Genomic DNA, 24,356 nt, shown 5'->3' with positions numbered 1-24,356 from the left:
GCCATGAGTTCTCTCGTACGCCACGTGACCATCGACTGCGCCGACGCCCACGCCCTCGCGACCTTCTGGGCCGAGGCCCTGGACGCGGAGCTCGCCGAGGACGACTTCCCCGGCGACCCGGAGGCGACGGTCGTGTCGCCCGGCGCCTCCCTCCTCTTCATCCAGGTCCCCGAATCCAAGGCCGTGAAGAACCGCGTCCACCTCGACCTCCAGCCCCAGGACCGCACCCGCGACGAGGAGATCGACCGCCTCCTCGCCCTCGGCGCCACCCTCCTCGACGACCGCCGCAACGCCGATGGCACCGGCTGGGCCACCCTTGGCGACCCCGAGGGCAACGAGTTCTGCGTCGAGCGCAGCAAGGCGGAGCGCGCCGCGACCGCGTGATCGCCCCGCCGCCGGGCGCCGCCGGCGGCGGAGGCCCGGCGCGGACGTGTCGTCCGTCGGGCGTCCGGAGTAATCCGGACAGGAGCTGTCGGGTATCCGGTGTTTCCTGGACGGATGGGAGACACCGGATACACCTGGGCGGCCTTCGAGGCCGCCGAGCCCGACTTCGCCGCGGTCGTGCGGGAGAGGTTCGGGCAGCACACGCACCATGCCCTGGCCACGGTCCGGAAGGACGGTTCGCCGCGGCTCAGCGGCATCGAGGCGGACTTCCGCTTCGGCGAGCTGTGGTTCGGCATGATGCCGAACTCGCGGAAGGCCCTGGACCTGCGGCGGGACGCCCGGTTCGCGCTGATGGCCAACCCCGGCCCGGGGACCGACATGGGAGGCGGCGACGTCCGGGTCTCCGGGCGGGCGGTCGAGGTCACCGACCCGGAGACGGTCGCGCGGTACGTCGAGGAGGCGGGCGCGCCGCAGCCGTTCCACCTCTTCCGGGCGGAGCCGGCCGAGGTGGTGCGGACCTGGGTGGAGGGCGAGGAGATCGTCTTCCGGACCTGGGCCCCCGGCCGGCCGACGCGGACGATCCGGCGCGGCAACGACGACAGCCCGCCGCGCCGGGACCCGTGAGCGCGGCGCGGCAGGCGGAACCCGGGCGCGGACCCGGGGTCAGCCCTCCGCGAGCACCATGGCCCGGCAGTGGTCAGGGGCGCCCCAGGCGTCGCGGAGGGGGCGGGCCTTGCGGAGCCAGAGGGCGAGGGGGAGTTCGTCGGTGTAGCCGACGGCGCCGTGGATCTGGAGGGCGGTGCGGGCGGCGGCGTAGGCGGCCTCGCCGGTGGCCACCTTGGCGGCGGCGAGGTCGGGGTCCGTGAGGGTGAGGGCGGCGCCGAAGAGGAGGGGGCGGGCGAACTCGAGACCGAGGAGCGTGTCGGCGAGGCGGTGCTTGACGGCCTGGAAGGCGCCGACGGGGGTGCCGAACTGGCTGCGGCTGCGGGCGTGGGCGACGGTGGCGTCGAGGAGGGCGAGGCCGACACCGAGGGACTGGGCGGCGGTCGCGAGCATGGCCCAGCGACGGGCGTGCGCGGCCGCCGCGGCCACGGTCGGGCCGGCGGCGAGGAGGTCGCCACCGGGCGCGGGGCGGGCCAGGCGTCGGGCGGGGTCGGCGGAGACGCGCACGGGGCCGTGACCCGGCGCCTGCCACAGCCCGTCGCCGCGGACGACGAGGACGACGTCGGCGCGGTCGGCGTCGAGAGCGCGCGGCACGGCGGGCCGGCCGGCGGGTGCCGGGGACTCGGCGAGCGCCAGGGTGGCCGTGGTGGCGCCGGAGGCGAGGGCGGGGAGCAGGCGTTTCGCGGGATCCTCGTCGCCGAGACGGGCGAGCTCGGTGAGCAGCGCGGCGGCCGCGACGGTCTCGACCAGGGGGCCGGGCACCGCGTGGCGGCCCAGGGCGACGAAGGCGTGGGCGAGTTCGACGGGCAGGGGGCCGAGCCCGTCGTACCCCTCGGGGGCGGCGAGCGCGAAGACGCCCGCCTCCGCGAGCCGCCCCCACACGGCCCGGCCCGGGGCGGCGTCGCCGCCGGCCCAGGCCCGGGCGGCCGCCGGGGCGTCCGCGGCGGTGAGCATGGCGTCGAGGGAGCCGGCGAAGGCCCGCTGCTCGGCGGTGGGCAGGAAGCTCATCAGCGGCGGCCCTTCGGCAGGCCGAGCAGCCGCTCGGCGATGATGTCGCGCTGGATCTCGTTGGTGCCCGCGTAGAGGGGGCCCGCGAGGGAGAAGACGTACCCCTCGGCCCAGTCGGTGTCCGTCAGCTCGCCGTCGGCGCCGAGGAGGTCGAGCGCGGTCTCGTGCAGGGCGAGGTCGTACTCCGACCAGAAGACCTTGTTGAGGCTGGACTCGGCCCCCGAGGGGGTGCCGGCCGCGAGGCGGGCCGCGGCGCCCGCCGTGAAGAGGCGGTACGCGCGGGCCCCGATGACCGCGTCGGCCACCCGGTCGCGCAGCGCGGTGTCCCCGGGGTCGGCCTCGCTCCGCCAGAGCCGTACGAGCCGGTCGGCGGCGGCGAGGAACCGGCCGGGGGAGCGGAGCATCAGCCCGCGTTCGTTGCCGGTGGTGGACATGGCGATCCGCCAGCCCTGTCCCGGCTCGCCGATCACGTCCTCGTCGGGGACGAAGACCTCGTCCAGGAAGAGTTCGGCGAAGGCCGGCTTGCCGTCGAGCCGGCCGATCGGCCGGACGGTCACGCCGGGCGCGCGCAGGTCGAACATGAGGTAGGTGAGGCCGCGGTGGGGCCGGTCGGCCGCCGGGTCGCTGCGGAAGATGCCGAAGGCGCGGTCGGCGAAGGCGGCCCGGGAGGACCAGGTCTTCTGCCCGGACAGCAGCCAGCCGCCGTCCGTCCGCACCGCCCGGGAGGTGAGGGAGGCCAGGTCGGAGCCGGCCTCGGGCTCGGACCACGCCTGCGCCCAGACCGTCGCGCCGGTCGCCATCGAGGGCAGGACACGGGCCCGCTGCTCCTCGGTGCCGTGGTCGAAGAGGGTGGGGGCGAGGAGCTGGATGCCGTTCTGCGAGACCCGGCCGGGGGCGCCGGCCGCCCAGTACTCCTCCTCGAAGACCAGCCAGCGGGCGAGGTCGACGCCCCGGCCGCCGTACGGCTCGGGCCAGGAGACCACCGACCAGCGGTCGGCGGCGAGTTCGGCCTCCCAGGCGCGATGGGCGGCGAAGCCCTCGGCGGTCTCCAGGGAGGGCAGCGGAACCGGGGGGACGTGGGCGCGCAGCCAGGCGCGCGCCTCCGCCCGGAAGGTCTCCTCGGTCCGTGTGTACGAGAGATCCATCGGTCACCCCGCCCTCGCCCGTTCCCTAACAAGTGTTTGGTAGGTTAACGTACGGCCATGAGCAGCGTCGAGGAGTTCCGGGCCGAGATACGGGGCTGGCTGAAGACCCACCTCAGCGGCTCCTTCGCCGCCCTCAAGGGCCGCGGCGGACCCGGCCGCGAACACGAGGACTTCGCCGAACGCCTCGCCTGGGAACGGCACATGGCCGCCCACGGCTGGACCTGCGTCGGCTGGCCGAAGGAGTACGGCGGCCGCGGCGCGAGCGTCGAGGAGCAGATCGCCTTCCACGAGGAGTACGCCCTCGCCGACGCCCCCGCCCGCGTCAACCACATCGGCGAACAGCTCCTCGGCCCCACCCTCGTCGACCACGGCACCGAGGAGCAGAAGGCCCGCTTCCTCCCCCCGATCCGCGCCGTGGAGGAGCTCTGGTGCCAGGGCTACAGCGAACCCGGCGCCGGCTCCGACCTCGCCGCCGTCCGCACCCGCGCCACCCTCCGGGGAGACCGGTGGGTGGTGGACGGTCAGAAGATCTGGACCTCCCTCGCCCACGAGTCCCAGTGGTGCTTCGTCCTCGCCCGGACGGAGCCGGGCTCACGGCGCCACGCCGGGCTCTCCTACCTCCTCGTCCCGCTCGACGGACCCGGCGTCGACATCCGGCCCATCGTCCAGCTCACCGGCACCAGCGAGTTCAACGAGGTCTTCTTCGACGGCGCCACCACGGACGCGGCCCACGTCGTCGGCGCGCCCGGCGACGGCTGGCGGATCGCCATGGCCACCCTCGGCTACGAACGGGGCGTCTCCACCCTCGGCCAGCAGGTCGGCTTCCGCCGCGAACTCCAGGCGCTCGTCGCCCTCGCCCGCGCCAACGGGGCCGCCGCCGACCCCGACATCCGCGACCGCCTCACCCGCGCCTGGACCGGCCTCGAAGCCATGCGCGCGGGAGCCCTGCGCGGCACCGACCCCTCCGCCGCCAAGCTGTACTGGTCCCACTGGCACCGCGACCTCGGCGAACTCGCCCTGGAGGTCCGCGGCCCCGCCGGCACCCTCGCCGCCGGCGCGCCGTACGAACTCGACGACTGGCAGCGGCTGTTCCTCTTCTCCCGCGCCGACACCGTCTACGCCGGGTCCAGCGAGATCCAGCGGAACATCATCGCCGAGCGGGTGCTCGGCCTCCCGAAGGAGCCGCGCCCATGACCCGGACCCCGCCGCCCCCCTACGTCCCCGGCCACGCCCTCCTGGCCGGCCGCACCGCCGTCGTCACCGCCGCCGCCGGAGCCGGCATCGGCGGTGCCACCGCCCGCCGCTTCCTGGAGGAGGGCGCCCACGTCCTCGTCAGCGACGCCCACACCCGCCGCCTCAAGGAGACCGCGACCGCCCTCGCCGCCGAGTTCGGCGCCGACGCCGTCGCCTCCCAGCCCTGCGACGTCACCGACGAGAGCCAGGTGCAGGAGCTGTACGACACCGCCGAACGCCTCCACGGCCGCCTCGACATCGTCGTCAACAACGCCGGACTCGGCGGCACCGCCGCACTCGCCGACATGACCGACGCGCAGTGGGACCGCGTCCTCGACGTCACCCTGGGCGGCACCTTCCGCTGCACGCGCGCCGCCCTGCGCCGCTTCCGGGACTCCGGCACCGGAGGCGTCGTCGTCAACAACGCCTCCGTCGTCGGCTGGCGCGCCCAGGCCGGACAGGCCCACTACGCCGCCGCCAAGGCCGGCGTCATGGCCCTCACCCGCTGCGCCGCCGTCGAGGCCGCCGCCTACGGCGTCCGCGTCAACGCCGTCTCGCCCTCCCTCGCCATGCACCCCCACCTGGCCAAGGTCACCACCACCGAACTCCTCGACGAACTCACCGCCCGCGAGGCATTCGGCCGCTACGCCGAACCCTGGGAGATCGCCAACGTCATCGTCTTCCTCGCCGGCGACTACTCCTCGTACATGACCGGCGAGACCGTGTCGGTCAGCAGCCAACGCGCCTAGGACCAGAATGGACGCGTGCCGAAGAATCCCCAGACCGCCAGCCCGAAGAAGACCCAGGTGAGCGCCGCGCCCGAGCGGCGCCGTGAACTCCTCGACACGGCGGCCGAGGTGTTCGCCGCCCAGGGGTACAACGCCACCACGGTCCGCAAGATCGCGGACGCCGCCGGCATGCTCGCCGGCAGCCTCTACTACCACTTCGACTCCAAGGAGTCGATGCTCGACGAGATCCTCTCCACCTTCCTGAACGAGCTGTGGGAGGGGTACGACGCCGTCCTCGACGCCGCCCTCGGCCCCCGCGAGACCATCGAGGCCCTCGTCACCGAGTCCTTCCGCGAGATCGACCGGCACCGCGCCGCCGTCGCCATCTACCAGAAGGAGTCCCGGCACCTGGCCGACCAGCCCCGCTTCCGTTACCTCGCCGACTCGCAGCGCACGTTCGAGACGGCATGGCTCGGGACGCTGGAGCGCGGGGTCGCCGCCGGGGTCTTCCGCGCCGACCTCGACGTCCGCCTCACCTACCGCTTCGTCCGCGACACCGTCTGGGTCGCCGCGTCCTGGTACCGGCCCGGCGGACTGCACCGCCCCGAGGAGATCGCCCGCCAGTACCTGTCGATGGTCCTGGACGGGATCGCCGTACGTCCCACCTGACCGACCGGAGGAGTCGCCATGCCCGAGGCATACATCGTCGAAGCGGTCCGCACGCCCGTGGGCCGCCGAGGGGGCGGCCTCGCGGCCGTCCACCCGGCGGACCTCGGCGCCCACGTCCTGGCGGCCCTCGTCGCCCGCTCGGGGATCGACCCGGCCGCCGTCGACGACGTCGTCCTCGGCTGCCTCGACACGGTCGGGCCCCAGGCCGGCGACATCGCCCGTACGGCGTGGCTGGCCGCGGGTCTCCCCGAGGAGGTCCCCGGCGTCACCGTCGACCGCCAGTGCGGCTCCTCCCAGCAGGCCGTCCACTTCGCGGCCCAGGCGGTCATGTCCGGCACCCAGGACCTCGTCGTCGCCGGCGGCGTGCAGAACATGTCGATGATCCCCATCGCCTTCGCCTCCCGGCAGGCCGCCGAACCCCTCGGCCTCACCGGCGGGCCCTTCCACGGCAGCGAGGGCTGGCGGGCCCGGTACGGCGACGCGCCGGTCAACCAGTTCCACGGCGCCGAGCTGATCGCCGAGAAGTGGCGGATCACCCGGAGCGACCAGGAGGAGTTCGCCCTCCGCTCGCACCGGCGCGCGCTCCGCGCGATCGACGAGGGCCGCTTCACCCGGGAGACCGTCGCCCACGGCCACGTCGCCGTCGACGAGGGGCCGCGCCGCGACACCAGCGCGGAGAAGATGGCCGGGCTACGGCCGGTCGTCGAGGGCGGCACCATCACCGCAGCCTGCTCCTCCCAGGTCTCCGACGGCGCCGCCGCCCTCCTCCTCGCGAGCGAGCGGGCCGTACGCGAGCACGGGCTCACCCCCCGGGCCCGCGTCCACCACCTCTCCGCCCGCGGCGAGGACCCCATCCGGATGCTCTCCGCGCCGATACCCGCGACCGCCCACGCCCTCAAGAAGACCGGCCTGACCATCGACGACATCGACCTCGTCGAGATCAACGAGGCATTCGCCCCGGTCGTCCTCGCCTGGCTCAAGGAGACCGGCGCCGACCCCGCCCGCGTCAACGTCAACGGGGGCGCCATCGCCCTCGGCCACCCCCTCGGCGCCACCGGCGCCAAACTGATGACCACCCTCCTCCACGCACTCGAACGCACCGGAGGCCGCTACGGCCTCCAGACCATGTGCGAGGGCGGCGGCCAGGCGAACGTGACGATCATCGAACGGCTCTGACAGTCCCCGAGCCGTACGGGTCGTTCCGAACGCTCCGGAACGACCCGTACGGCTCCGGGGCGGCCGAGGGGGGCCCGTGAGCGGGGGCCGCACTGTGAAGTGGCACACGTCGGACCGGTCTGGGCTGGTCTGATCCGTCCGGGCATCGGGCGGGCGGGGCGGGAAGGTCCTGAGGCGCACTATTGTTCCGGTAGAGACCTCCGGAACGCGTTTCGCGCGTTCCGGGAGAGACAGCCGGGGCCCGTATCGCGTGTTCCGGGTAGAGCAGCCGGGGCCCGTACCGTGCAGGTGCGGGCCCCGGCTGTGCCGCGAGCACCGGCCAGGAAGGCACGCATGACCCGCTCCGAGCGCCCCCACAAGCGCAGCCCCCGCAGCACCCAGGCGAAGTCCACGTCGCAGCCGAAGGGCTCCCGCGGCGGCCGCCGTCCCACGGCGCCCCCGCCGCCGAGCGAGTTCACGCCGCCGGAGACGGTGACGCCCGCGCTCCCCGCGGTGGACTCCTTCGCCGACCTCGACATGCCCGAGGGCCTGCTGCGGATCCTCGGCGAGCAGGGGGTCACGGAGCCGTTCCCGATCCAGGCGGCGACGCTGCCGAACTCGCTGGCCGGTCGTGACGTGCTCGGCCGGGGCCGCACCGGCTCCGGCAAGACCCTCGCCTTCGGGCTCGCCCTGCTCGCCCGCACCGCGGGCCGCCGCGCCGAGCCGACCGCGCCCCTCGCGCTGGTCCTGGTGCCCACCCGTGAGCTCGCCCAGCAGGTGACCGACGCCCTCACCCCGTACGCCGGGGCCCTGCGGCTGCGGATCACCACCGTCGTCGGCGGCATGTCGATCTCCCGGCAGTCCTCCGCGCTGCGCCGCGGCGCCGAGGTCCTCATCGCCACCCCCGGCCGGCTGCACGACCTCATCGAGCGCGGCGACTGCCGGCTCGACCAGGTCGCCATCACCGTCCTGGACGAGGCCGACCAGATGGCCGACATGGGCTTCCTGCCGCAGGTCACGAAGGTCCTCAAGCAGGTCGAGCCGGGCGGCCAGCGGCTGCTCTTCTCGGCGACCCTCGACCGGAACATCGACAAGCTCGTCAAGATGTTCCTGGACGACCCGGTCGTGCACTCCGTCGACCCGTCCGCCGGCGCGGTCACGACCATGGAGCACCACGTCCTGTACGTGGCCGACGAGACCGACAAGAAGGCCGTCACGCTGCGGATCGCGGCCCGCGACGGCCGCACCATCCTCTTCATGGACACCAAGCGCTCGGTGGACCGGCTGGTCAAGCGGCTCCTCGCCAACGGCGTGCGCGCCTCCGGCCTGCACGGCGGCCGCTCGCAGCCGCAGCGCAACCGGACCCTCGACCAGTTCAAGAACGGCCAGGTCACCACGCTCGTGGCGACGAACGTGGCGGCCCGCGGCATCCACGTCGACGACCTCGACATGGTCGTGAACGTCGACCCGCCCATCGACCACAAGGACTACCTGCACCGGGGCGGCCGCACGGCCCGCGCCGGCGAGTCGGGCAGCGTCTTCACCCTGGTCCTGCCGGAGCAGAAGCGCGACATGGGCCGGCTGATGTCCAACGCCGGGATCAGCCCGCGCACGGCTCAGATCAAGTCCAGCGACGAGCAGCTCGTCGAGCTCACCGGCGCCCGGGAGCCCTCGGGCGTCCCCGTCGTCATCGAGACCCCGCAGCCGACCCCGCCGCGCAAGCCGGCCGGGGCCGCGGGCAGCGGCGGCGGCCGTCGCCGCCGCGGCGGATCCGGTGGTACGGCGACGGGCGCCGGACGCCCCTCCGGCTCCGGCACGGCCGCGGGCCGCGGGAACGGCGCCACGTCCGGCGGCGGGCGCGCCGCGTCCGGCGCGGGCCGTACGGCGACGGCCGGCGCGGGTCGCGGGACCGGATCGGGCCGCGGCGCCGGCTCCGGTGCGGGAGCCGGGCGCGGCGCGGGCACGGGTGCCGGTGCGGGCCGTGGCGCGGGTACGGGTGCCGGTGCGGGCCGTGGCGGGCGTCAGGCGTCGGCCACCAGCCGTTCGCGCAGCGCGACCAGCTCGCGCAGCTCCAGGCCGAGGCCGACCGACACGTAGCGGAACAGGCTCCCGTACGAGGCGCGGACCTGGTCGAGGGCGGTGTCGAGGTACTCGGCCCGCACCTCCTGGAGCGGCACGATCAGCTCCGGGTTCTGCATCAGCCCGCCCTGCTTCAACCCCTCCCGCAGCCGCGCGTCGTACGCGGCGCGGAAGGTGTTGGAGGCCAGGTAGTCCGCGCGGGCGGCGGCCTCGGGCACCCCGAGCAGGGTGAGCAGGAGCCAGCTCGTCCACCCGGTGCGGTCCTTGCCCGAGGTGCAGTGCACGAGCAGCGGCCCCCGGCGCGGATCGGCCAGGTCCCGCAGGGTGGCCGCCAGGGCGGCCCGGTTCGCCGCCTCGGTGACGAAGGTGCGGTAGACCTCGCGCATGAAGGCGGCGGCCCGCCCGCCGCCCAGCATCTCCTCCTGCCGGACCGGGTCCCGCGAGCCGATCGCGGCGAGCAGCTGCCCGAAGAGGCCGTGGTCGGTGACGGGCCGGGCGACCGGGACCGGGCCGGCCGGCAGCCGGTCGGCCCCGTCGTACCCGACCTCCAGCGGGATCCGCAGGTCGACCACGGTGCCGAGGCGGAGCCCGGCGAGGGCGGTGACGTCGGCGTCGGTGAGCTTCCCCAGATGGTCGCCCCGATAGGCGAGGCCGTGCCGGACCAGGGCCCCGTCGTAGGTGCGGTAGCCGCCGAGGTCGCGGACGTTGACCGCGCCCTGGAGCGGGATCCGGCGGATGGCGTCCGCCGCCCGGGGACGGGCGGGTGCGGGCGGCGCGGCGCCCAGGACCAGCGTGGCGCCGGTGGCGGTGAGCAGTGCGCGTCGGGACAGGGACATGGCTGGACTCCCTTTCGGACTGACGGACGTACGGGGGCGTACGACTGACGGACTCGGGTGGCACAGCCGTGGGCGGACGGGCCCGCGGGGCTGGGGCGTCGTTCGGATCGGGTCCTGGGGTGCGTGCCGGCCGGACCGGCGCGGCAGCCCTACGGGTTCGCGGGCTCGGAGCGGACGGTGGGATCGGGTACGGGCAGCGCCCGGAGCACGTCGGCGGCCTCGGCCATGATCCGGGCGACCAGCTCCTCGCAGCTGGGGAGGTCCTCGATGACCCCGGCCACCTGCCCGGCGGCCATCACGCCCAGGTCGGCGCGGCCCTCGACCATGGAGGCCCGCAGCAGCATCGGCGTGTTCGCGGCGAGCAGCACCTGGCTCCAGGAGAGGTCCTTGCCGTGGCGCAGGGCCAGGCCGTCGCGGATCATCGCGGGCCACGAGAGCCCGGACAGCCGGCGGAAGCCGGCCGCGTGGCGGACGGCCCGCGCCAGCCCCCCGACCCGCCCGGCCCGTTCGAGGGAGGCGACCAGCTCGGTGCGGAGCATCCGGTGCGGGAGCCCGTCGACGGCCGTGGTGACGGTGACGTCCTTGACGCCGGCCGCCAGGTAGCGGGCCTTGACCGCGTCCGGGACGGTCGAGTCGGAGGTGAGCAGGAAGCGGGTGCCCATGGCGACGCCGGCGGCCCCGTGGGCGAGGGCGGCGACCAGCCCGCGTCCGTCGCGGAAGCCGCCCGCGGCGATCACGGGGATGCCGACGGCGTCGACGACCTGGGGGAGCAGGACGGTCGTCGCGACCTCGCCGGTGTGCCCGCCGCCCTCGCCGCCCTGGACGAGGACCGCGTCGGCGCCCCAGGCGGCGACCTTCTCGGCGTGCCGGCGGGCGCCGACGGAGGGGATGACGACCACCCCGGCGTCCTTCAGCTCGGCGATCAGGTCGCGGGACGGGGCGAGGGCGAAGGAGGCGACCCGCACGCCCTCGTCGACGATGATCCGGACCCGTTCGCGGGCGTCCTGGGCGTCGGCCCGCAGGTTCACCCCGAAGGGGCGGTCGGTGCGCGACCTCACCTCGCGGACGGCGGCGCGCAGTTCGGCGGCGGTCATCGTGGCGGAGGCGAGGATGCCGAGCGCGCCGGCGTTCGCGGTGGCGGAGACGAGCCGGGGCCCGGCGACCCAGCCCATGCCGGTCTGCACGATCGGGTGGCGGACACCGGTCAGCTCGGTGAGGGCGGTCCTCATCGGGGCGCGACCTCCCGGTCCCGCAGCCCCCGCGGGTCGATGACCTCGCGGACGAGCCGCAACTCCTCGGCGCTCGGCTCCCGGGTGGTCGGCACGTCGCCGTCGGCCGCGAGCTCGAAGCCGGTCGCCGCCCGCACCTCGGCCACGCTCACGCCCGGGTGCACCGAGGCGAGCCGCATCCGGTGGTCGGGGGTGTCGAAGTCGAAGACCCCGAGGTCGCTGACGACCCGGACCAGCCGGTGGTACGGGGCGTCCCCGGCGCGGTCGTACCCCACCCCGCAGACCATGTCGACCCGCTCGACGAAGACCCGGGGGGAGTGCCGGGGGATCCAGTAGCTCACCGGGTTGTTCAGGGTGTTCACCGGGGCACCGCGCACCCCGAGCAGCTGCCGGGAGGGGCGCTCCCAGTCGCCGACGCAGGAGATGTTCTGGTTGCCGTACCGGTCGATCTGGCTCGCGCCCATCATCACGTGCCGCCGCCCGCCGGTGACCAGCGCGAGGTGGCGGCGGTAGGGCAGCCAGCCCTCGGGGCGTCCGTCGGGGCCGACGAGCATCGCCTCGCCGTCGGTGAGCAGCAGGTCGGGGGAGAAGGTGCGCCGGGCGAGGCGGGCGCCGACGGACGGGACGAGGCCCATGGGGCTGGCCAGCACCTCGCCGGCGCCCCGCCACGCCTCGGCGCAGGCGACGACGCAGTACTCGGCGCGGGTGACGGGCGGGGCGCTCGGGCTGCTCACGGCTGCTGCTCCTTCTGCCAGGTCTGGACGGCGCGCTGGTAGTCCTCCTCGCTCGCGCCGCCGAGGAAGCGGGCGGCGAACTCGGGCCAGGGGGTGGTCGCGTAGAGCTTCTGGAACGCCTCGTCGCGGTCGTGGTCGGGGACGCAGGAGGTGAAGTGGGCCCCGTTGGGGGTTTCGACGACGCCGGTGACGCTGTGCCGGCTGACGAGGAGGGACTGCGGGACGGTGTCGGGGCCGAAGCCGTCCTCGACGAGCCGCTCGCAGGAGACGTACGCGGTGTCGGCGGCCTCGCAGAACAGGTCGTCGAAGTACGGGTCGGGGCCCAGGTACTGGCCGTTGCCGTGCCGGTCGGCGCGGTTGACGTGGACCAGGGCCGCGTCCATCCGCAGGGCGGGCACGGCGACGAACTCCTCGCCGTCCTCGTACGGGGAGGCGACCGTCCGCAGCGCGGGGTTGACCCGCATGACGTCGGAGCCGAGGCCGGCCCGGACGGGCAGGAAGGGCAGCCGGTGGGCGGCGGCCCGCAGTCCCCACATGAACATGGCCTCGTCGAGCTCGGTCAGCGCGAGGGTGCCGTTCTCGCGGGCGGCCCGGTAGTGCGGTTCGAGGGGGATCGAGTCGAGGGTGACGAAGGGGGCGACGAGCCGCCGGACGCGCCCGGCGGCGGCGAGCAGGCCCACGTCGGGGCCGCCGTACGAGACCACCGTGAGATCGGTGATCTCGGACCGGAGCAGCGCTCTGACCAGGGCCATCGGCTTGCGGCGCGAGCCCCAGCCGCCGATGCCGATCGTCATGCCGGAGCGCAGCCGCCCCACGACGTCCTCGGGGGTCATGGTCTTGTCGGTCACGGGGAGTCCTCCTTGCCGAAGGTGGCGCGGACCCGGTCGGCGACACCGCCCAGATTGGCCTCGAAGGTGAAGCCCTGCTCGAAGCGGTAGCTGCGCCGCACGTCCACGGGGTCGATGCCGTTGATCGCGGCCTTGGCGAGGCGGACGAGCGTCCCGTCCTTCGCCGCGATCTCGCCCGCGAGCTCCAGGGCGGCCGGCAGGAGCCCGTCGCGGGGGACCACCCTCCACACCGACCCGTGGGCGTGCAGCTCGGCGGCGGTCACGGTCCGCGAGGTGTAGTACAGGGCCCGCATCAGGTGCTGGGGGACCAGCCGGGAGAGATGCGTGGCGGCGCCGAGCGCGCCCCGATCCAGCTCGGGCAGGCCGAAGACGGCGTCGTCGGCGGCGACGATCGCGTCCGCGTTGCCGACGAGGCCGATGCCGCCGCCGAGGCAGTGGCCCGCCACCGCGGCGACGACCGGCACCTCGCACTCGTACACCGACGCGAAGGCCGCCGCGCAGCCGCTGTTGGCGCCGATCAGGGAGGTGGGGCCGGGGTCGCGCTGCAGCTCCTTGATGTCGACGCCCGCGTTGAAGCCGCGCCCCTCGGCGGTCAGGACGACGCAGCGGACCCCGGGGTCGCGGCCGGCGGCGCGGACGGCGTCGGCGAGCGCGTACCAGCCCTTGACGGGCAGGGCGTTGACGGGCGGGAAGTCGACGGTGACCAGGGCGACGCCCGGGCCCGTGCGGGAGGTGGAGACACCCATGAGCGGATCAGCTACCTTTCCACCAAACGTTTGTTAGGTAACCTCTTGAGGAGGAAGGTAGCAGCCGATGGAGCTGGACGGGAGGGTCGTGCTCGTCACCGGCGGAACCCGGGGCGTCGGCGCGGGCATCGCACGCGCCTTTCTGCGGGCCGGCGCGCGGGTCGCCGTCTGCGCCCGCAGACCCCCGGACACACCGGTCGAAGCGGCGGGCCGCACCGCCGACTTCCACCCCCTCGACCTGAGGGAACCCACCGCCGTGAGGGAGTTCCTCACCACCACGCTCGCCGAGCGGTACGGGCGGCTCGACGTCCTCGTCAACAACGCGGGAGGCACCCCCCACCGCCTCCTCGGCGAGGGCGAGGCCGAACGGCACGCGCGCGTGGTCGAGCTCAACCTCACCGCGCCGCTCGCCGTCAGCCTCGCCGCGCACCCGCTGCTCCGCGCCTCGCGCGGCGCGGTCGTCATGATCGGCAGCGTCAGCGGCACCCGGCCCTCGCCGGGCACCGCCGCCTACGGCGCGGCCAAGGCGGGCCTGGAGAACCTCGCCCGTTCGATGGCCGTCGAATGGGCCCCCGAGGTACGGGTCAACACCCTCGTCCTGGGCATGGTCAGGACCGAACTGTCCCACCTGCACTACGGCGACGACGACGGTGTCGCCGCCGTCGGCCGGACCGTGCCGCTGGGCCGCCTCGCCGCACCGGACGAGATCGGCGAGGCGGCCGTCTTCCTCGCCTCCGACCGGGCGGCCTACGTCTCGGGGGCCTCGCTCCTCGTACACGGCGGCGGCGAACGCCCCGCCTTCCTGGACGCCGCAACTGCCAACAAGGAGAGCTGACATGGGACTCTGCGACGGACGCGTGGTGATCGTGACGGGAGCCGGACGAGGGCTCGGGCGGGCACACGCCCTCGCCTTCGCCGCCGAAGGGGCCCGGGTCGTCGTCAACGACCTCGGGGTCGGCGTCGACGGGCGCCCCGGGCCCGACAGCCCCGCGACGGCGGTCGTCGAGGAGATCAGGGCGGCGGGCGGCGAGGCCGTCGCCCACGGCGGCGACATCGCCTCCACCGAGGGCGCCGCCTCCCTGGTCGCCGCCGCCCTCGACGCGTACGGACGGCTCGACACCCTCGTCAGCAACGCGGGCTTCCTGCGCGACCGGATGCTCGTCAACCTCGACGAGAAGGACTGGGACGCCGTCATGCGGGTCCACGGCAAGGGACACTTCCTCCCCCTGAAGTACGCCGCCGCGCACTGGCGGGCCGAGGCGAAGGCCGGGCGGACCCCCGAGGCGCGGGTCGTCCACACCACCTCCGGCGCCGGACTCCTCGGCAGCGTCGGACAGGGCAACTACGCCGCCGCGAAGGCCGCGATCGTCGGCCTCACCCTCGTCGCGGCATCCGAGCTCGCCCGGTACGGGGTCCAGGTCAACGCCATCGCGCCGGCCGCCAGGACCCGGATGACCGAGCGGGTCTTCGACGGCCTCGACGCGCTGCCCGAGGACGTCTCGCCGCTGGTGGTGTGGCTGGGATCGGCGGACTCCGAGGGGGTCACCGGCCGGGTCTTCGAGGCCGAGGGCGGCCGGCTCACCGTGATGGAGGGCTGGCGGCCGGGCCCGACGGAGGACAAGGGCGGGCGCCGGTCCCCGGCGGAGGCGGGGGAGAGCGCCCGCAGGCTCCTCGCGCAGGCGGAACCGCCGCGCCCGGTCTACGGGGCCTGAGGGCACCGCTCCTCGCACGCCGCCCCGGCACGGCCCCGTTCGCCGCCCCCTCCCGGCAGGGCAGGATGAACCGCACACCGGGGAGGGGAGCGGCATGGAGCCGGCACGGCGACAGGACACGGAGCGGCAGCGGGCGGACGGGGAGCGGACGGCCCCGGCGGCCGACGGGGCCGAGGACCACGACCCGCTCGGCACGTTCGTGAACGGCTGGGACTGGATCGGCCTCAACCGGGCCCTCCCCGACGACCTGCTGATCCGCCTGCTCGCGCTGGACGCGGGCCTCGTCCACCCGAGGGACCTGCCGCCGGCCGTCGTGGACGCCGCCGCCGGCCACCCGGACCGGGGTGTGCGGAGCGCGCTGTCCGAGGCCCGGACGGCGCTGACGGCCGCCCAGTGGGAACGCCACCTGGCCGCCGAGACCTCGGGGGCCCGGCGGGCGTACTTCGTGCAGGACGCGGCCCGCGCCCGCGCGCCGCTCGCACCCGCCACCCGCGAGCGGCTCGCCGCCGACCCCTCGCCGCTGGTCCGCGCCGAGGCCGCCCGCCTCCCCGGCCTGCCGGGCGAGCCGCTGCGCACCCTGGCCGGGGACGCCTCGCCCGCCGTGCGGGCCGCGGCCTGCGCCCCCGCCTGGCCGCACCTGGGCCCCGCGGCGCGGGCCGCCCTGCTCGCCGACGCCGACGCGGGGGTCCGCACCGCGGCCCTGATCCGGCACCACCGGGACGAGCCGCTCGACGAGGACGGCCACACGGCGCTCGGCGGCACCGACTTCCGGGGCCTGGAGGAGTGCCGCCTCGCCCCCGCGCTCTCCCTCCGCCTCGCCGCGCACGCGGACCCGGCGGTCCGGCGGGGCATCGCCGGCCATCCCGACCTGCCCCCGGCCGGCGTCGCCCGGCTCGCCGAGGACGCCGACGAGACCGTCCGACAGGCGGTCGCGCTCCGCGCCGACCTCACCGAGGAGGAACGGGCCGCCGTCCGCGTCACCGTGGACACCTCGACCCTGCGCTACGCCGTGCCCTGGGTGACGGCCCTGCACGACGACCCCGAGGCCATGCGCCGCCTCGCCGCCTCCTGCCACCCGTACATCCGCAGCAGCGTCGCCCGGGCCCGCCGGCTCCCCCCGGACGTCGCGGCGCTCCTCGCCCGCGACGAGGACGAGGTCGTGCGGCTCTTCCTCGCCGAGTCCTGCGACGACGCCCCCGCCGACATGCTCCTGGAGGTCTGGCACTGGTGGACCGGCAGCTTCTCCAGCCCCGGACGGCCCCGCAGCCACCCCGCCTTCCCGCGCGCCGGACTCCTGCGGTTCGCCGCCGACCCCAACCCGCGCCTGCGGCGCCTCGCGCTCGACGACCCCGACTCCACCCCGGAGCTGGTCGAGGAGTTCGCCCACGACCCGGCCGCCGAGGTCCGCCAGGACGCGGCCCAGGACCCGAGGCTCTCCCCGGCGGCAGCCGCCCGGCTTCTCGACGACCCCGACCGGTCCGTACGGGCCCTCGCCGCACGCCACCCCGCCCTGCCGTGGGACGCGCTGCTCCGGCTGCTGCTCGACCGGGCGACCGTGCGGGACGCCGTCCTGAACCCGGCCCTCCCGGAGGCCGCCATGCGGCGGATCGTCGACGCTGTCGAGGCCCGCGTCGCCGTCGTGCGCGGCACGGCGCGGGGCGACTGAGACCGACGCTCAGCCGCGCCGGGGCGTCGTCCACTCCAGACGGGTCCTGACGCGGGCGTCGTGGACGTGCTCCAGCGCGGCGAGGGCCGTCTCTCGGGCCGGTCCGTCGGAGGCGCCGTCCGCGAGGATCGAGGCGAGGGCGTCGGCGGCGCGCGGGTCCTGGCGGATCGCCAGACCCCGCGCCGCCTCGGCCGCGGTCTCCGGGTCGTCGTCGCCGAGGCGCTCGGCGAGGCCCTCGCGCACCAGCGGGGTGTCGTCGGGCAGTTCCGCCAGGGCGAGCGTCGCCCAGTCCCGCACCCGGGGATCGCCGTCCCGGCTCAGCGCCAGCAGCACGCCCAGGGCCTCGACGTGCCCGGCCGGGACGATCCCGGCCAGCGCGGCGGCGGTGGCCCGCCGCACGGCGGCACCGGGATGCCCGGCCGCCGTGAGGAGTTCGGGGACGGCGGCCGGGTCCGCGCACTCCCCGAGCGCGAGGACCGCCGACAGCAGGGGCTCGCGGGCCGGGAGGGCGGCGTCCGCGGCCAGCCGCCGCAGCACCGGAACGGCGCCCGGGGCGAAGCCGGGGAGCGCGCCGAGGACCCGCGCGCCCAGCGCCCGGCGCAGCGGGTCGCGGTAGGCGCACCAGCCGGCCGCCGCGACGAACGTCTCCTCGTCGGCCCGGCCCGCCAGCTCCGCCACCGCCGTCGTCCAGTCGTCGAGCTCCGGGTCGCCGCACCGCAGCGCCCGCGCCGCCAGCTCCTCGTGCGGGGTGCGCAGCCCCAGCGCCGCCTCCAGGAGGGTGGCGATCGCCGCGTGCCCGGTGTGCCGGTCGTCGCCGCGCCCGGGGGCGCCGTCCTCCCGCAGGAGCTCCACGACGACCGTCACCCCGCCGTCCTCGCGGACCCGGCGGACGACCGCCTCGTAGGTCTCGCCGCCCTCGTTCCCGGCGACCAGCCCGCGCCGCAGCTCCGCCGCGATGTCGACGCCGATCCACCGCCGCGCCTCGCGCAGGGCCGCCTCGCGGGCGAGCGCGCCGTGGTCGAGGAGGGCCCGCACGCATCCGGCGGAGCCGCGCCGGGCGGCGGCGACGAGCGGGAGGACGCCGTCGGGGCCGGGCCGGTCGGGGTCGGCGCCGTGCTCCAGGAGCGCCCGGGCCGTGTCGGTGTGGCCGAGCCGCAGCGCCCAGGCCAGGGCGGTGAACCCGAAGTCCTCCTCCTGGTCCGGGTCGACGCCCGCCGCCAGCAGGGCCCGCACCACCTCGGTGTGCCCGCCGCAGGCCGCCCCGCACAGCGGCAGGTCGCCCTCGTCCTCGCCGCTGCGCCGGGCCGGGTCGGCCCCGGCGGCGAGCAGCACCCGCACGATGCCGGCCTCGTTCCCGAGGGCCGCCCGGTACAGCGCGCTCTCGCCGTCCTCCCGGCCCTCGGGGTCGGCCCCGTCCCGCAGGGCCCGTACCGCCCCGTTCTCGTCCCCGTCCCGGATGGCGTCGAACAACGTGCTCATGCACCGACCCTGACCCGCCGTCGGTCCCCGGCGCAAATCCATTCCCGGGGAGCGGGTTCAGGCCGCGCACTCCAGCACCGTGCGGCAGACCCCGCACCGGGCCCGCAGCGCCCGGCCGGCGGGGACGCGCAGCCGCTGCGCGCAGACCGGGCAGGGGAAGGCGACGCCGACGGCCGGGGCGCCGCCGTCGAAGGCGTACGGGGCGCCCGGGGCCGCCCGGCCGCGCCGCCGCTCCCGGTCGTACCGGCGACGGTCGGCCCAGCCGGCCCCGGCGAGCGGTGGCGGGGCGAGTTCGCGGCGCGCCTCGGCCCGGCCCCGTAGCCACGCCTCGTACGCCACGGCGCTGGTGAACCAGGGCGAGGGGTCCTCTCCGAAGACCTCGGCGCGCTTGGCGAGGACGTACCCGAACTCCTCCGGCGTCAGGTAGCCGAGCTTCTGGCTCTCCACGCCGTCGCGCCGGTAGGCGTCGAGGAGCAGCCAGCCCGCGCCGAGGTAGGTGGTGGCCACGTCGGTGAGGACCTCGTTCTCGGCGGTGCCGGGGAAGCCGAGGCCGAGGCGGTGCAGCAGGACGTGGGTGATCTCGTGGGCGAGGGCCGCGCCGATGTCCCTGCGGCGGGTCCGGAAGCGGTCGTTGAGCTCGACGAAGTACTCGGGTCCGGCGGTGAGTTCCACGGTCGCCGCGTGTTCCATGGTCCGGAAGCACACCACCATGCGCGCCTCGGGCAGCCGCAGGTGGCGGACGAGGGCGCCGGCCACCCGCTGGGTGCCGAGGTGGAGGTCCTCGTCGTCGCCGAGGGCCACGGCGGCGGGGGGAACGCTGGCCGGGTAGCGGTGCACGCCGTCGGGGGAGAGGCGCCGGTAGAGCGCGGTGAGGGAGGCCCGGATCGTGGCGCGGTGCGGGAAGCCGTGGGTGACACGGTCGGCCCCATCACGGTTCGGCATACCGCATCCCCCCTCTTTTCCACTGTACGGTCCCACCACCGGTCATGGCCGAAAAGGCTTGCTTGTGGCGGCAGTTGGGTGCTGTCCATAATCCGGACATGCCTTGACGGGCTCATGTCACCCCCGTCAGGGGCAACCCCCCACGAGAGAAGGAAGGCACATGAAGCAGAACCGTGTGGTCCGCACCCTTCAGAAGCTGGCCGCGGCGGGCGCCGTCGTCCTGGCGGCCGTCAGCCTCCAGCCGACCACCTCCGCCTCCGCCGCCCCGGCCCCCGTCGTCGGAGGCACCCGCGCCGCCCAGGGCGAGTTCCCCTGGATGGTCAGGCTCTCCATGGGCTGCGGCGGCTCCCTGATCAGCCCCCAGGTCGTCCTCACCGCCGCCCACTGCGTCAGCGGCTCCGGCAACAACACCAGCATCACCGCCACCGCCGGTGTCGTCGACCTCCAGTCGAGCAGCGCCATCAAGGTCAGGTCCACCAAGGTCCTGCAGGCCCCCGGCTACAACGGCAAGGGCAAGGACTGGGCCCTGATCAAGCTCGCCAGCCCGATCACCTCGCTGCCCAACCTGAAGATCGCCGACACCACGGCCTACAACACCGGCACCTTCACCGTGGCCGGCTGGGGCGCCGCCCGCGAGGGCGGCGGACAGCAGCGCTACCTGCTCAAGGCGAACGTCCCGTTCGTCTCCGACGCCTCCTGCCAGTCGTCGTACGGCAGCGACCTCGTCCCGGCCGAGGAGATCTGTGCCGGCTACAGCCAGGGCGGGGTCGACACCTGCCAGGGCGACTCCGGCGGCCCCATGTTCCGCAAGGACAACGCCGGTGCCTGGATCCAGGTGGGCATCGTGAGCTGGGGCGAGGGTTGCGCGCGGGCCGGCTACCCCGGCGTCTACACGGAGGTCTCGACCTTCGCCGCCGCGATCAAGTCGGCCGCGGCCACGCTGTAACCCGAGAGGGGAGGGCCCCGGGGCACACCGCCCCGGGGCCTTCCCGCGCCCCGGGGCCCTCCCGCGCGCCGGAGCTCGGCCCGGGCCCCCGATCCGCCCGGCCCAGGCCCCGGCCCCGGGTCCTCACGCCAGCTCGACCGAGGCCGCCGCGGCCCCCTCCAGCTCCAGGACCCACACCTCGTTGGCGCCCTCGCGGACCACCGGGCCCGGGACGAACAGGGAGTCCTGGGGACCGACGGCCCAGTAGCGGCCCAGGCAGAAGCCGTTCACCCACACGAATCCCCGGGTCGCACCCGGCAGCCGCAGCACCGCGTCCCCCGCACCCGACACGTCGAGGACCGCCCGGTACAGACCGGGCCCCGCCGCCGGCACCGCCCCGAACGGCACCTTGCCGACCGCGGCCGCCTCGAAGGCGTCCAGCCGCAGACCGCGGGCCCGCACCCCGTGCAGGTACTGCCGCTCGTGCCGGACGCCGCCGGTGATGCCCTTCGACTCGGCCAGCCGCGGACCGTAGTTCACCCGGCCCAGCGACTCCACCCACAGATCGACCACCGCCGGACCGGCCACCGGCTCGGCCAGCCGGTCGTCCTCCTCCTCCAGCACCCCCGCGAGGACCCCGTCGACGTACACCGTCGCCCGGTCCCGCAGCCCCGTCACCCCCAGCGGATACGGCTGACGGGGCCCCGGGACCGACACCCGGTAGCGGACCAGCCCCCGGTCGACCCCCAGCTCCTCGAAGGTCGGCGGCACCGGCGCCACCGACTCCTCGTCGCCGAGCACCTCCAGGACCTCCTCCAGCGGCGCCCAGCCCTCGAAGCCGCCGCGCACCGGCGCCGACAGCCGCACCGGCGGCTCCGGCACCTCCGGCAGCGGCCCCTCCGCGTACCCGGCGAGCACCTCGCGGAAGAGCCGGAACTTCTCCGTCGGCAGCCCCGCCTCGTCGACCGGCGCGTCGTAGTCGTACGAGGTCACCGTCGGCAGCAGCGCCCCGTCGTGCAGCTCACCCGACCGGTTCGCACCGGCCCGTCCCGCGAAGTTCGTCCCCCCGTGCGCCATGTACAGGTTGACCGACGCCCCGCACTCCAGGATCTCCCGCAGCGCCTCCGCCGCCTCCGCCGCGTCACGGACCGCGTGCCCCGTGCCCCAGTGGTCGAACCAGCCGCACCAGAACTCCATGCACATCAGCGGCCCCGACGGCCGGTGGCGCCGCAGCGTCGCGAACCCCTCCCGCGCCCCCGAGCCGAAGTTCGCCGTCGCCAGCACCCCCGGGACGCTGCCGCCCGTCAGCATGTGGTCCTCGGGCCCGTCCGACGTGAACAGCGGCACGCTCACCCCGCAGTCGCGCAGCAGCTCCGCCACCCACTCCAGATAGGCCAGGTCGCTGCCGTAGCTCCCGTACTCGTTCTCCACCTGGACCAGGATCACCGGACCGCCCCGGTCCACCTGCCGCTCCACCACCTGCGGCAGCAGCCGTCGGAACCACGCCGCCACCGGCGCCAGGAACTCCGGGTCCCGCGTCCGCACGCGCCGCCCCAGCGGACCGGTCAGCCACTGCGGCAGACCGCCGTTCTCCCACTCGGCGCAGATGTACGGACCCGGACGGACGATCGCCCACATCCCGGCCCGGGCCACCGCGTCCAGGAACCGGCCGAGCTCGTCCACGTCCCCGTACCGGCCCGGCTCCGGCGCGTACAGGTTCCAGGGGACGTACGTCTCGACACAGTTGAGGCCCATCGCCCGCAGCATCCCGAGCCGGTGCTCCCACAGGCCCTCGTGCACCCGGAAGTAGTGCAGCGCGCCCGAGAGCAGCCGCACCGGCCGCCCGTCGAGCAGAAAGTCCTCGTCACCCACAGCGAACGTGCTCATGGCCTCACCCTCACCCTCTGGCGGCGAACCGGTCCATGGACAAAGATCGTCGAAGTTTGGACGTAACGGAGGGGCCCGCGGCATGTACCACACCTGGATGCGCTACTTCACGCCCAGCCCCGTCCACCACCGCCTCGGCCTCGTCTGCCTCGGCGTCGGACTCCAGCACGGCACCCTGCCCACCGTCGGCCCCCGCACCCTCGACCACCACGTCGCCGTCGTGGTCTCCGCCGGCGGCGGCTGGTACCGGGGCGCCGACGGCCGGCGCACCACCGTCACCGCCCCCGCCCTCCTCTGGCTCACCCCCGGCACCCCCCACCACTACGGCGCCGACCCCGGCACCGGCTGGGACGAGGCGTTCGTCGACTTCTCCGGGCCCGCCACCGCCACCTACACCGAACTCGGCTACATCGAGCCCGACCGCCCCGTCGTCCCCCTCTCCGACGCCGCCCCCGCCCGCGCCGCCATCGGCCGCATCGCCCGCGCCGCCCGCCCCGGCAACCCCCTCCTCGACGTCGAGGCCGGCGCAGCCGTCCACGAACTCCTCGTCGCCCTGCGCCGCGCCCGCGCCGACACCAACGCCGACGGCGACCCCGTCCTCGCCGCCCTCGCCCGCGACGCCTTCCAGCCCCTCTCCGTCGCCGAGCACGCCACCCGCCACGGCATGACCCCCGCCGAGCTGCGCACCGCCGTCCGCCGCGCCGCCGGCTGCAGCCCCAAGGACTACCTGCTCACCGTCCGCCTCGGCCGCGCCAAGGAACTCCTCGCCGCCACCGAACTGCCCGTCGCCGCCGTCGCCCGGCGCGTCGGCTACGACGACCCCGCCTACTTCTCCCGCCTCTTCACCCGCCGGGTCGGCACCGCCCCCATCCGCTTCCGCGAGCAGCAGGGGCACGCCGTCCACGGCGGCTGGAGCGACCGCGTTCCGGATCCCGAACACCCGCCCACGGTCCCGCCGAGATCGGTCTAAGCTCGCAGATCATGAGCGACACCAGCGAGATCGACCCGACCGTCATCGCCGAACTGACCCGGCTGCGCGAGAGCATCGACAACATCGACGCGGCGGTCGTGCACATGCTCGCCGAGCGCTTCAAGTGCACCCAGCAGGTCGGCGTCCTCAAGGCCGAGCACCAGCTGCCGCCCGCCGACCCCGACCGCGAGGCCCGCCAGATCGCCCGGCTGCGAGAACTCGCCGAGAGCGCCAGACTGGACCCGGCCTTCGCGGAGAAACTCCTCAACTTCATCATCGCCGAGGTCATCCGCCACCACGAGACGATTGCGGACGGAGCACGCTGATGGCCCGCGTCACGGTCTTCACCCTCGGAGGCACCATCTCCGCGCGCGGCGGTGACGCGGCCCGCATGACCGGCCAGGAGGTCCTCGCCGGACTCGGCGCGCCCGAGGACGTCGTCCTGCGCGACTTCCGCCGCGTCCCCAGCTCCTCCGTCACCCACGAGGACCTCGCCGCCCTCGCGGACGAGGTGCGCGCGGCGGTCGCCGACGGCTCCGGCGTGGTCGTCGTCCAGGGCACCGACACCCTGGAGGAGACCGCCTTCCTCCTCGACCTGCTCTGCACCACCGAACAGCCGATCGCCGTCACCGGCGCCATGCGCCGCCCCGACCTGCCCGGCGCCGACGGCCCCGCCAACCTCGCCGCCGCCCTCGCCGTCGCCGCCGACCCCGCCTGCCGGAACCTCGGCGTCCTGGTCGTCCTCGCCGACGAGATCCACGCCGCCCGCCTCGCCCGCAAGACCCACACCACCTCCGTCGCCACCTTCGCCTCGCCCGGCGCCGGACCGATCGGCACGGTCGTCGAGGGCGAACCCCGGATCCTGCTCCGCCCCGCCGTCCCCGCCGCCGCCTGCCGGCTCTCCTTCGACCCGGCGGTACGGGTGGCCCTCGTGACGCTCTCCCAGGGCGACCGCGGCGAACTCCTCGACGCCGTCGACGACCGCTTCCAGGGCCTCGTCGTCGCCGCGTTCGGCGCCGGCCACGCCCCCACCTGGCTCGTCGAACCGCTCGCCGCCCTCGCCCGCCGCATCCCGGTCGTCCTGGCCTCCCGCACCGGCGGCGGCGCGACCCTCACCCAGACCTACCGCGGCCCCGGCTCGGAGTACGACCTGCTGCACCACGGACTGGTCCCGGCCGGCCCCCTCGACCCCGCCAAGGCCCGCATCCTCCTCCACACCCTGCTCTCCAGCGGCGCGGCCGGCCCCGCCGGATACGACCGCCCCCGCATCACCGCCGCCTTCGCCCACCTGAACGGCTCGGGACTCGCCTGAGCGCGG

24 protein-coding genes are annotated in these 24,356 nt (G+C 75.5%); 14 read left to right on the top strand and 10 right to left on the bottom strand.

Features of this window, described 5'->3' with window-relative positions; translation table 11 throughout:
- The first annotated feature begins 3 nt into the window (after positions 1-3).
- Both AB0424_RS04635 and AB0424_RS04630 read left to right on the top strand, forming a co-directional pair.
- Positions 4-384 (top strand): VOC family protein, encoded by a 381-nt coding sequence (locus AB0424_RS04635; RefSeq protein ID WP_366302236.1) that lies wholly within the window; start codon positions 4-6, stop codon positions 382-384.
- Positions 385-498: 114 nt separating this feature from the next.
- Positions 499-1,008 carry a pyridoxamine 5'-phosphate oxidase family protein gene (locus AB0424_RS04630; RefSeq protein WP_366302235.1) on the top strand — a complete coding sequence of 170 codons (510 nt, stop codon included), beginning with the start codon at positions 499-501 and terminating at the stop codon, positions 1,006-1,008.
- Between the two features lie 39 nt (positions 1,009-1,047).
- Here the strand turns inward: AB0424_RS04630 and AB0424_RS04625 are convergent, their stop codons facing one another.
- Both AB0424_RS04625 and AB0424_RS04620 read right to left on the bottom strand, forming a co-directional pair.
- Positions 1,048-2,055 carry an acyl-CoA dehydrogenase family protein gene (locus AB0424_RS04625; protein ID WP_366302233.1) on the bottom strand — a complete coding sequence of 336 codons (1,008 nt, stop codon included), beginning with the start codon at positions 2,053-2,055 and terminating at the stop codon, positions 1,048-1,050.
- Entirely contained in the window at positions 2,055-3,200 is a 1,146-nt protein-coding gene (locus AB0424_RS04620) for an acyl-CoA dehydrogenase family protein (RefSeq protein ID WP_366302232.1), read from the bottom strand. Before AB0424_RS04620 ends, AB0424_RS04625 begins: the two co-directional genes overlap by 1 nt.
- Before the next feature lie 57 nt (positions 3,201-3,257).
- Between AB0424_RS04620 and AB0424_RS04615 the strand changes: the two genes are divergently transcribed.
- The 5 genes from AB0424_RS04615 (at position 3,258) to AB0424_RS04595 (ending at position 9,082) form a co-directional block, all read left to right on the top strand.
- The gene (locus tag AB0424_RS04615) at positions 3,258-4,394 is read left to right on the top strand and encodes an acyl-CoA dehydrogenase family protein (RefSeq protein WP_366302230.1); all 1,137 of its coding nucleotides are present in this window, start codon (positions 3,258-3,260) and stop codon (positions 4,392-4,394) included.
- On the top strand, positions 4,391-5,182 hold the full coding sequence (locus AB0424_RS04610; protein WP_366302228.1) for an SDR family oxidoreductase: 792 nt from the start codon (positions 4,391-4,393) through the stop codon (positions 5,180-5,182). The genes AB0424_RS04615 and AB0424_RS04610 overlap by 4 nt, the downstream gene beginning before the upstream one ends.
- Positions 5,183-5,197: 15 nt before the next feature.
- The gene (locus AB0424_RS04605) at positions 5,198-5,830 is read left to right on the top strand and encodes a TetR/AcrR family transcriptional regulator (RefSeq protein ID WP_366302227.1); all 633 of its coding nucleotides are present in this window, start codon (positions 5,198-5,200) and stop codon (positions 5,828-5,830) included.
- Positions 5,831-5,848: 18 nt separating this feature from the next.
- Positions 5,849-7,006, top strand: a complete 1,158-nt coding sequence (locus AB0424_RS04600; RefSeq protein ID WP_366302226.1) for an acetyl-CoA C-acetyltransferase — start codon at positions 5,849-5,851, stop codon at positions 7,004-7,006.
- A gap of 333 nt (positions 7,007-7,339) precedes the next feature.
- Positions 7,340-9,082, top strand: coding sequence for a DEAD/DEAH box helicase (locus AB0424_RS04595; RefSeq protein WP_366302224.1), 1,743 nt, complete (start codon positions 7,340-7,342; stop codon positions 9,080-9,082).
- Here AB0424_RS04595 and AB0424_RS04590 read toward each other — a convergent pair.
- The 5 genes from AB0424_RS04590 to AB0424_RS04570 form a co-directional block, all read right to left on the bottom strand.
- Complete coding sequence (locus tag AB0424_RS04590; protein WP_366302222.1) at positions 9,007-9,900, bottom strand: tyrosine-protein phosphatase; 894 nt, start codon at positions 9,898-9,900, stop codon at positions 9,007-9,009. The genes AB0424_RS04595 and AB0424_RS04590 overlap by 76 nt on opposite strands.
- 149 nt (positions 9,901-10,049) lie before the next feature.
- Complete coding sequence (locus tag AB0424_RS04585) at positions 10,050-11,129, bottom strand: nitronate monooxygenase (RefSeq protein WP_366302221.1); 1,080 nt, start codon at positions 11,127-11,129, stop codon at positions 10,050-10,052.
- Entirely contained in the window at positions 11,126-11,863 is a 738-nt protein-coding gene (locus tag AB0424_RS04580; protein WP_366302220.1) for a CoA-transferase, read from the bottom strand. Before AB0424_RS04580 ends, AB0424_RS04585 begins: the two co-directional genes overlap by 4 nt.
- Positions 11,860-12,711, bottom strand: coding sequence for a CoA-transferase (locus AB0424_RS04575; RefSeq protein WP_366302218.1), 852 nt, complete (start codon positions 12,709-12,711; stop codon positions 11,860-11,862). The genes AB0424_RS04580 and AB0424_RS04575 overlap by 4 nt, the downstream gene beginning before the upstream one ends.
- Positions 12,708-13,457, bottom strand: coding sequence for an enoyl-CoA hydratase family protein (locus AB0424_RS04570; RefSeq protein WP_366302216.1), 750 nt, complete (start codon positions 13,455-13,457; stop codon positions 12,708-12,710). Before AB0424_RS04570 ends, AB0424_RS04575 begins: the two co-directional genes overlap by 4 nt.
- Positions 13,458-13,524: 67 nt before the next feature.
- Between AB0424_RS04570 and AB0424_RS04565 the strand changes: the two genes are divergently transcribed.
- The 3 genes from AB0424_RS04565 to AB0424_RS04555 all read left to right on the top strand — a co-directional run bounded on the left by AB0424_RS04565 (position 13,525) and on the right by AB0424_RS04555 (position 16,835).
- On the top strand, positions 13,525-14,292 hold the full coding sequence (locus AB0424_RS04565) for an SDR family oxidoreductase (RefSeq protein WP_366302214.1): 768 nt from the start codon (positions 13,525-13,527) through the stop codon (positions 14,290-14,292).
- A 1-nt stretch (position 14,293) separates the two neighbouring features.
- Positions 14,294-15,169, top strand: coding sequence for an SDR family oxidoreductase (locus tag AB0424_RS04560; RefSeq protein ID WP_366302212.1), 876 nt, complete (start codon positions 14,294-14,296; stop codon positions 15,167-15,169).
- A 94-nt stretch (positions 15,170-15,263) separates the two neighbouring features.
- Positions 15,264-16,835: a PE-PGRS family protein gene (locus AB0424_RS04555; protein WP_366302210.1), complete on the top strand. Its 1,572-nt coding sequence runs from the start codon at positions 15,264-15,266 to the stop codon at positions 16,833-16,835.
- 9 nt (positions 16,836-16,844) lie between these two features.
- On the opposite strand, the gene AB0424_RS04550 is transcribed toward AB0424_RS04555, so the two are convergent.
- Together AB0424_RS04550 and AB0424_RS04545 are read right to left on the bottom strand one after the other, a co-directional pair.
- Complete coding sequence (locus AB0424_RS04550; RefSeq protein ID WP_366302208.1) at positions 16,845-18,314, bottom strand: ankyrin repeat domain-containing protein; 1,470 nt, start codon at positions 18,312-18,314, stop codon at positions 16,845-16,847.
- Between the two features lie 57 nt (positions 18,315-18,371).
- Positions 18,372-19,256: a hypothetical protein gene (locus AB0424_RS04545; protein WP_366302206.1), complete on the bottom strand. Its 885-nt coding sequence runs from the start codon at positions 19,254-19,256 to the stop codon at positions 18,372-18,374.
- Positions 19,257-19,416: 160 nt separating this feature from the next.
- Here AB0424_RS04545 and AB0424_RS04540 point away from each other — a divergent pair, with 160 nt between their 5' ends.
- Positions 19,417-20,202, top strand: a complete 786-nt coding sequence (locus AB0424_RS04540) for a serine protease (protein ID WP_366302204.1) — start codon at positions 19,417-19,419, stop codon at positions 20,200-20,202.
- Between the two features lie 123 nt (positions 20,203-20,325).
- Here the strand turns inward: AB0424_RS04540 and AB0424_RS04535 are convergent, their stop codons facing one another.
- On the bottom strand, positions 20,326-22,068 hold the full coding sequence (locus tag AB0424_RS04535; RefSeq protein ID WP_366302202.1) for a beta-galactosidase family protein: 1,743 nt from the start codon (positions 22,066-22,068) through the stop codon (positions 20,326-20,328).
- An 82-nt stretch (positions 22,069-22,150) separates the two neighbouring features.
- Here AB0424_RS04535 and AB0424_RS04530 point away from each other — a divergent pair, with 82 nt between their 5' ends.
- From AB0424_RS04530 to AB0424_RS04520, 3 genes are read left to right on the top strand one after another with little or no spacing between them, the layout of a single operon-like run.
- Complete coding sequence (locus AB0424_RS04530) at positions 22,151-23,038, top strand: AraC family transcriptional regulator (protein ID WP_366302201.1); 888 nt, start codon at positions 22,151-22,153, stop codon at positions 23,036-23,038.
- A gap of 11 nt (positions 23,039-23,049) precedes the next feature.
- The gene (locus tag AB0424_RS04525) at positions 23,050-23,364 is read left to right on the top strand and encodes a chorismate mutase (RefSeq protein ID WP_366302199.1); all 315 of its coding nucleotides are present in this window, start codon (positions 23,050-23,052) and stop codon (positions 23,362-23,364) included.
- Positions 23,364-24,350 carry an asparaginase gene (locus AB0424_RS04520; protein ID WP_366302197.1) on the top strand — a complete coding sequence of 329 codons (987 nt, stop codon included), beginning with the start codon at positions 23,364-23,366 and terminating at the stop codon, positions 24,348-24,350. Before AB0424_RS04525 ends, AB0424_RS04520 begins: the two co-directional genes overlap by 1 nt.
- Positions 24,351-24,356 lie beyond the last annotated feature (6 nt).

The sequence above is a fragment of the Streptomyces sp. NPDC051180 genome (genome assembly GCF_040689545.1).
GTDB lineage: Bacteria > Actinomycetota > Actinomycetes > Streptomycetales > Streptomycetaceae > Streptomyces.
The sequence above is the reverse complement of the archived record's forward strand: the minus strand, read 5'-3'. Positions and strand labels throughout refer to the sequence as shown.

Coding starts and splice junctions, on each gene's coding strand:
- AB0424_RS04635 (WP_366302236.1), top strand. CDS start 4: ATGAGTTCTCTCGTACGCCACGTGACCATCGACTGCGCCGACGCCCAC.
- AB0424_RS04630 (WP_366302235.1), top strand. CDS start 499: ATGGGAGACACCGGATACACCTGGGCGGCCTTCGAGGCCGCCGAGCCC.
- AB0424_RS04625 (WP_366302233.1), bottom strand. CDS start 2,055: ATGAGCTTCCTGCCCACCGCCGAGCAGCGGGCCTTCGCCGGCTCCCTC.
- AB0424_RS04620 (WP_366302232.1), bottom strand. CDS start 3,200: ATGGATCTCTCGTACACACGGACCGAGGAGACCTTCCGGGCGGAGGCG.
- AB0424_RS04615 (WP_366302230.1), top strand. CDS start 3,258: ATGAGCAGCGTCGAGGAGTTCCGGGCCGAGATACGGGGCTGGCTGAAG.
- AB0424_RS04610 (WP_366302228.1), top strand. CDS start 4,391: ATGACCCGGACCCCGCCGCCCCCCTACGTCCCCGGCCACGCCCTCCTG.
- AB0424_RS04600 (WP_366302226.1), top strand. CDS start 5,849: ATGCCCGAGGCATACATCGTCGAAGCGGTCCGCACGCCCGTGGGCCGC.
- AB0424_RS04595 (WP_366302224.1), top strand. CDS start 7,340: ATGACCCGCTCCGAGCGCCCCCACAAGCGCAGCCCCCGCAGCACCCAG.
- AB0424_RS04590 (WP_366302222.1), bottom strand. CDS start 9,900: ATGTCCCTGTCCCGACGCGCACTGCTCACCGCCACCGGCGCCACGCTG.
- AB0424_RS04585 (WP_366302221.1), bottom strand. CDS start 11,129: ATGAGGACCGCCCTCACCGAGCTGACCGGTGTCCGCCACCCGATCGTG.
- AB0424_RS04570 (WP_366302216.1), bottom strand. CDS start 13,457: ATGGGTGTCTCCACCTCCCGCACGGGCCCGGGCGTCGCCCTGGTCACC.
- AB0424_RS04565 (WP_366302214.1), top strand. CDS start 13,525: ATGGAGCTGGACGGGAGGGTCGTGCTCGTCACCGGCGGAACCCGGGGC.
- AB0424_RS04560 (WP_366302212.1), top strand. CDS start 14,294: ATGGGACTCTGCGACGGACGCGTGGTGATCGTGACGGGAGCCGGACGA.
- AB0424_RS04555 (WP_366302210.1), top strand. CDS start 15,264: ATGGAGCCGGCACGGCGACAGGACACGGAGCGGCAGCGGGCGGACGGG.
- AB0424_RS04550 (WP_366302208.1), bottom strand. CDS start 18,314: ATGAGCACGTTGTTCGACGCCATCCGGGACGGGGACGAGAACGGGGCG.
- AB0424_RS04545 (WP_366302206.1), bottom strand. CDS start 19,256: ATGCCGAACCGTGATGGGGCCGACCGTGTCACCCACGGCTTCCCGCAC.
- AB0424_RS04540 (WP_366302204.1), top strand. CDS start 19,417: ATGAAGCAGAACCGTGTGGTCCGCACCCTTCAGAAGCTGGCCGCGGCG.
- AB0424_RS04535 (WP_366302202.1), bottom strand. CDS start 22,068: ATGAGCACGTTCGCTGTGGGTGACGAGGACTTTCTGCTCGACGGGCGG.
- AB0424_RS04530 (WP_366302201.1), top strand. CDS start 22,151: ATGTACCACACCTGGATGCGCTACTTCACGCCCAGCCCCGTCCACCAC.
- AB0424_RS04525 (WP_366302199.1), top strand. CDS start 23,050: ATGAGCGACACCAGCGAGATCGACCCGACCGTCATCGCCGAACTGACC.
- AB0424_RS04520 (WP_366302197.1), top strand. CDS start 23,364: ATGGCCCGCGTCACGGTCTTCACCCTCGGAGGCACCATCTCCGCGCGC.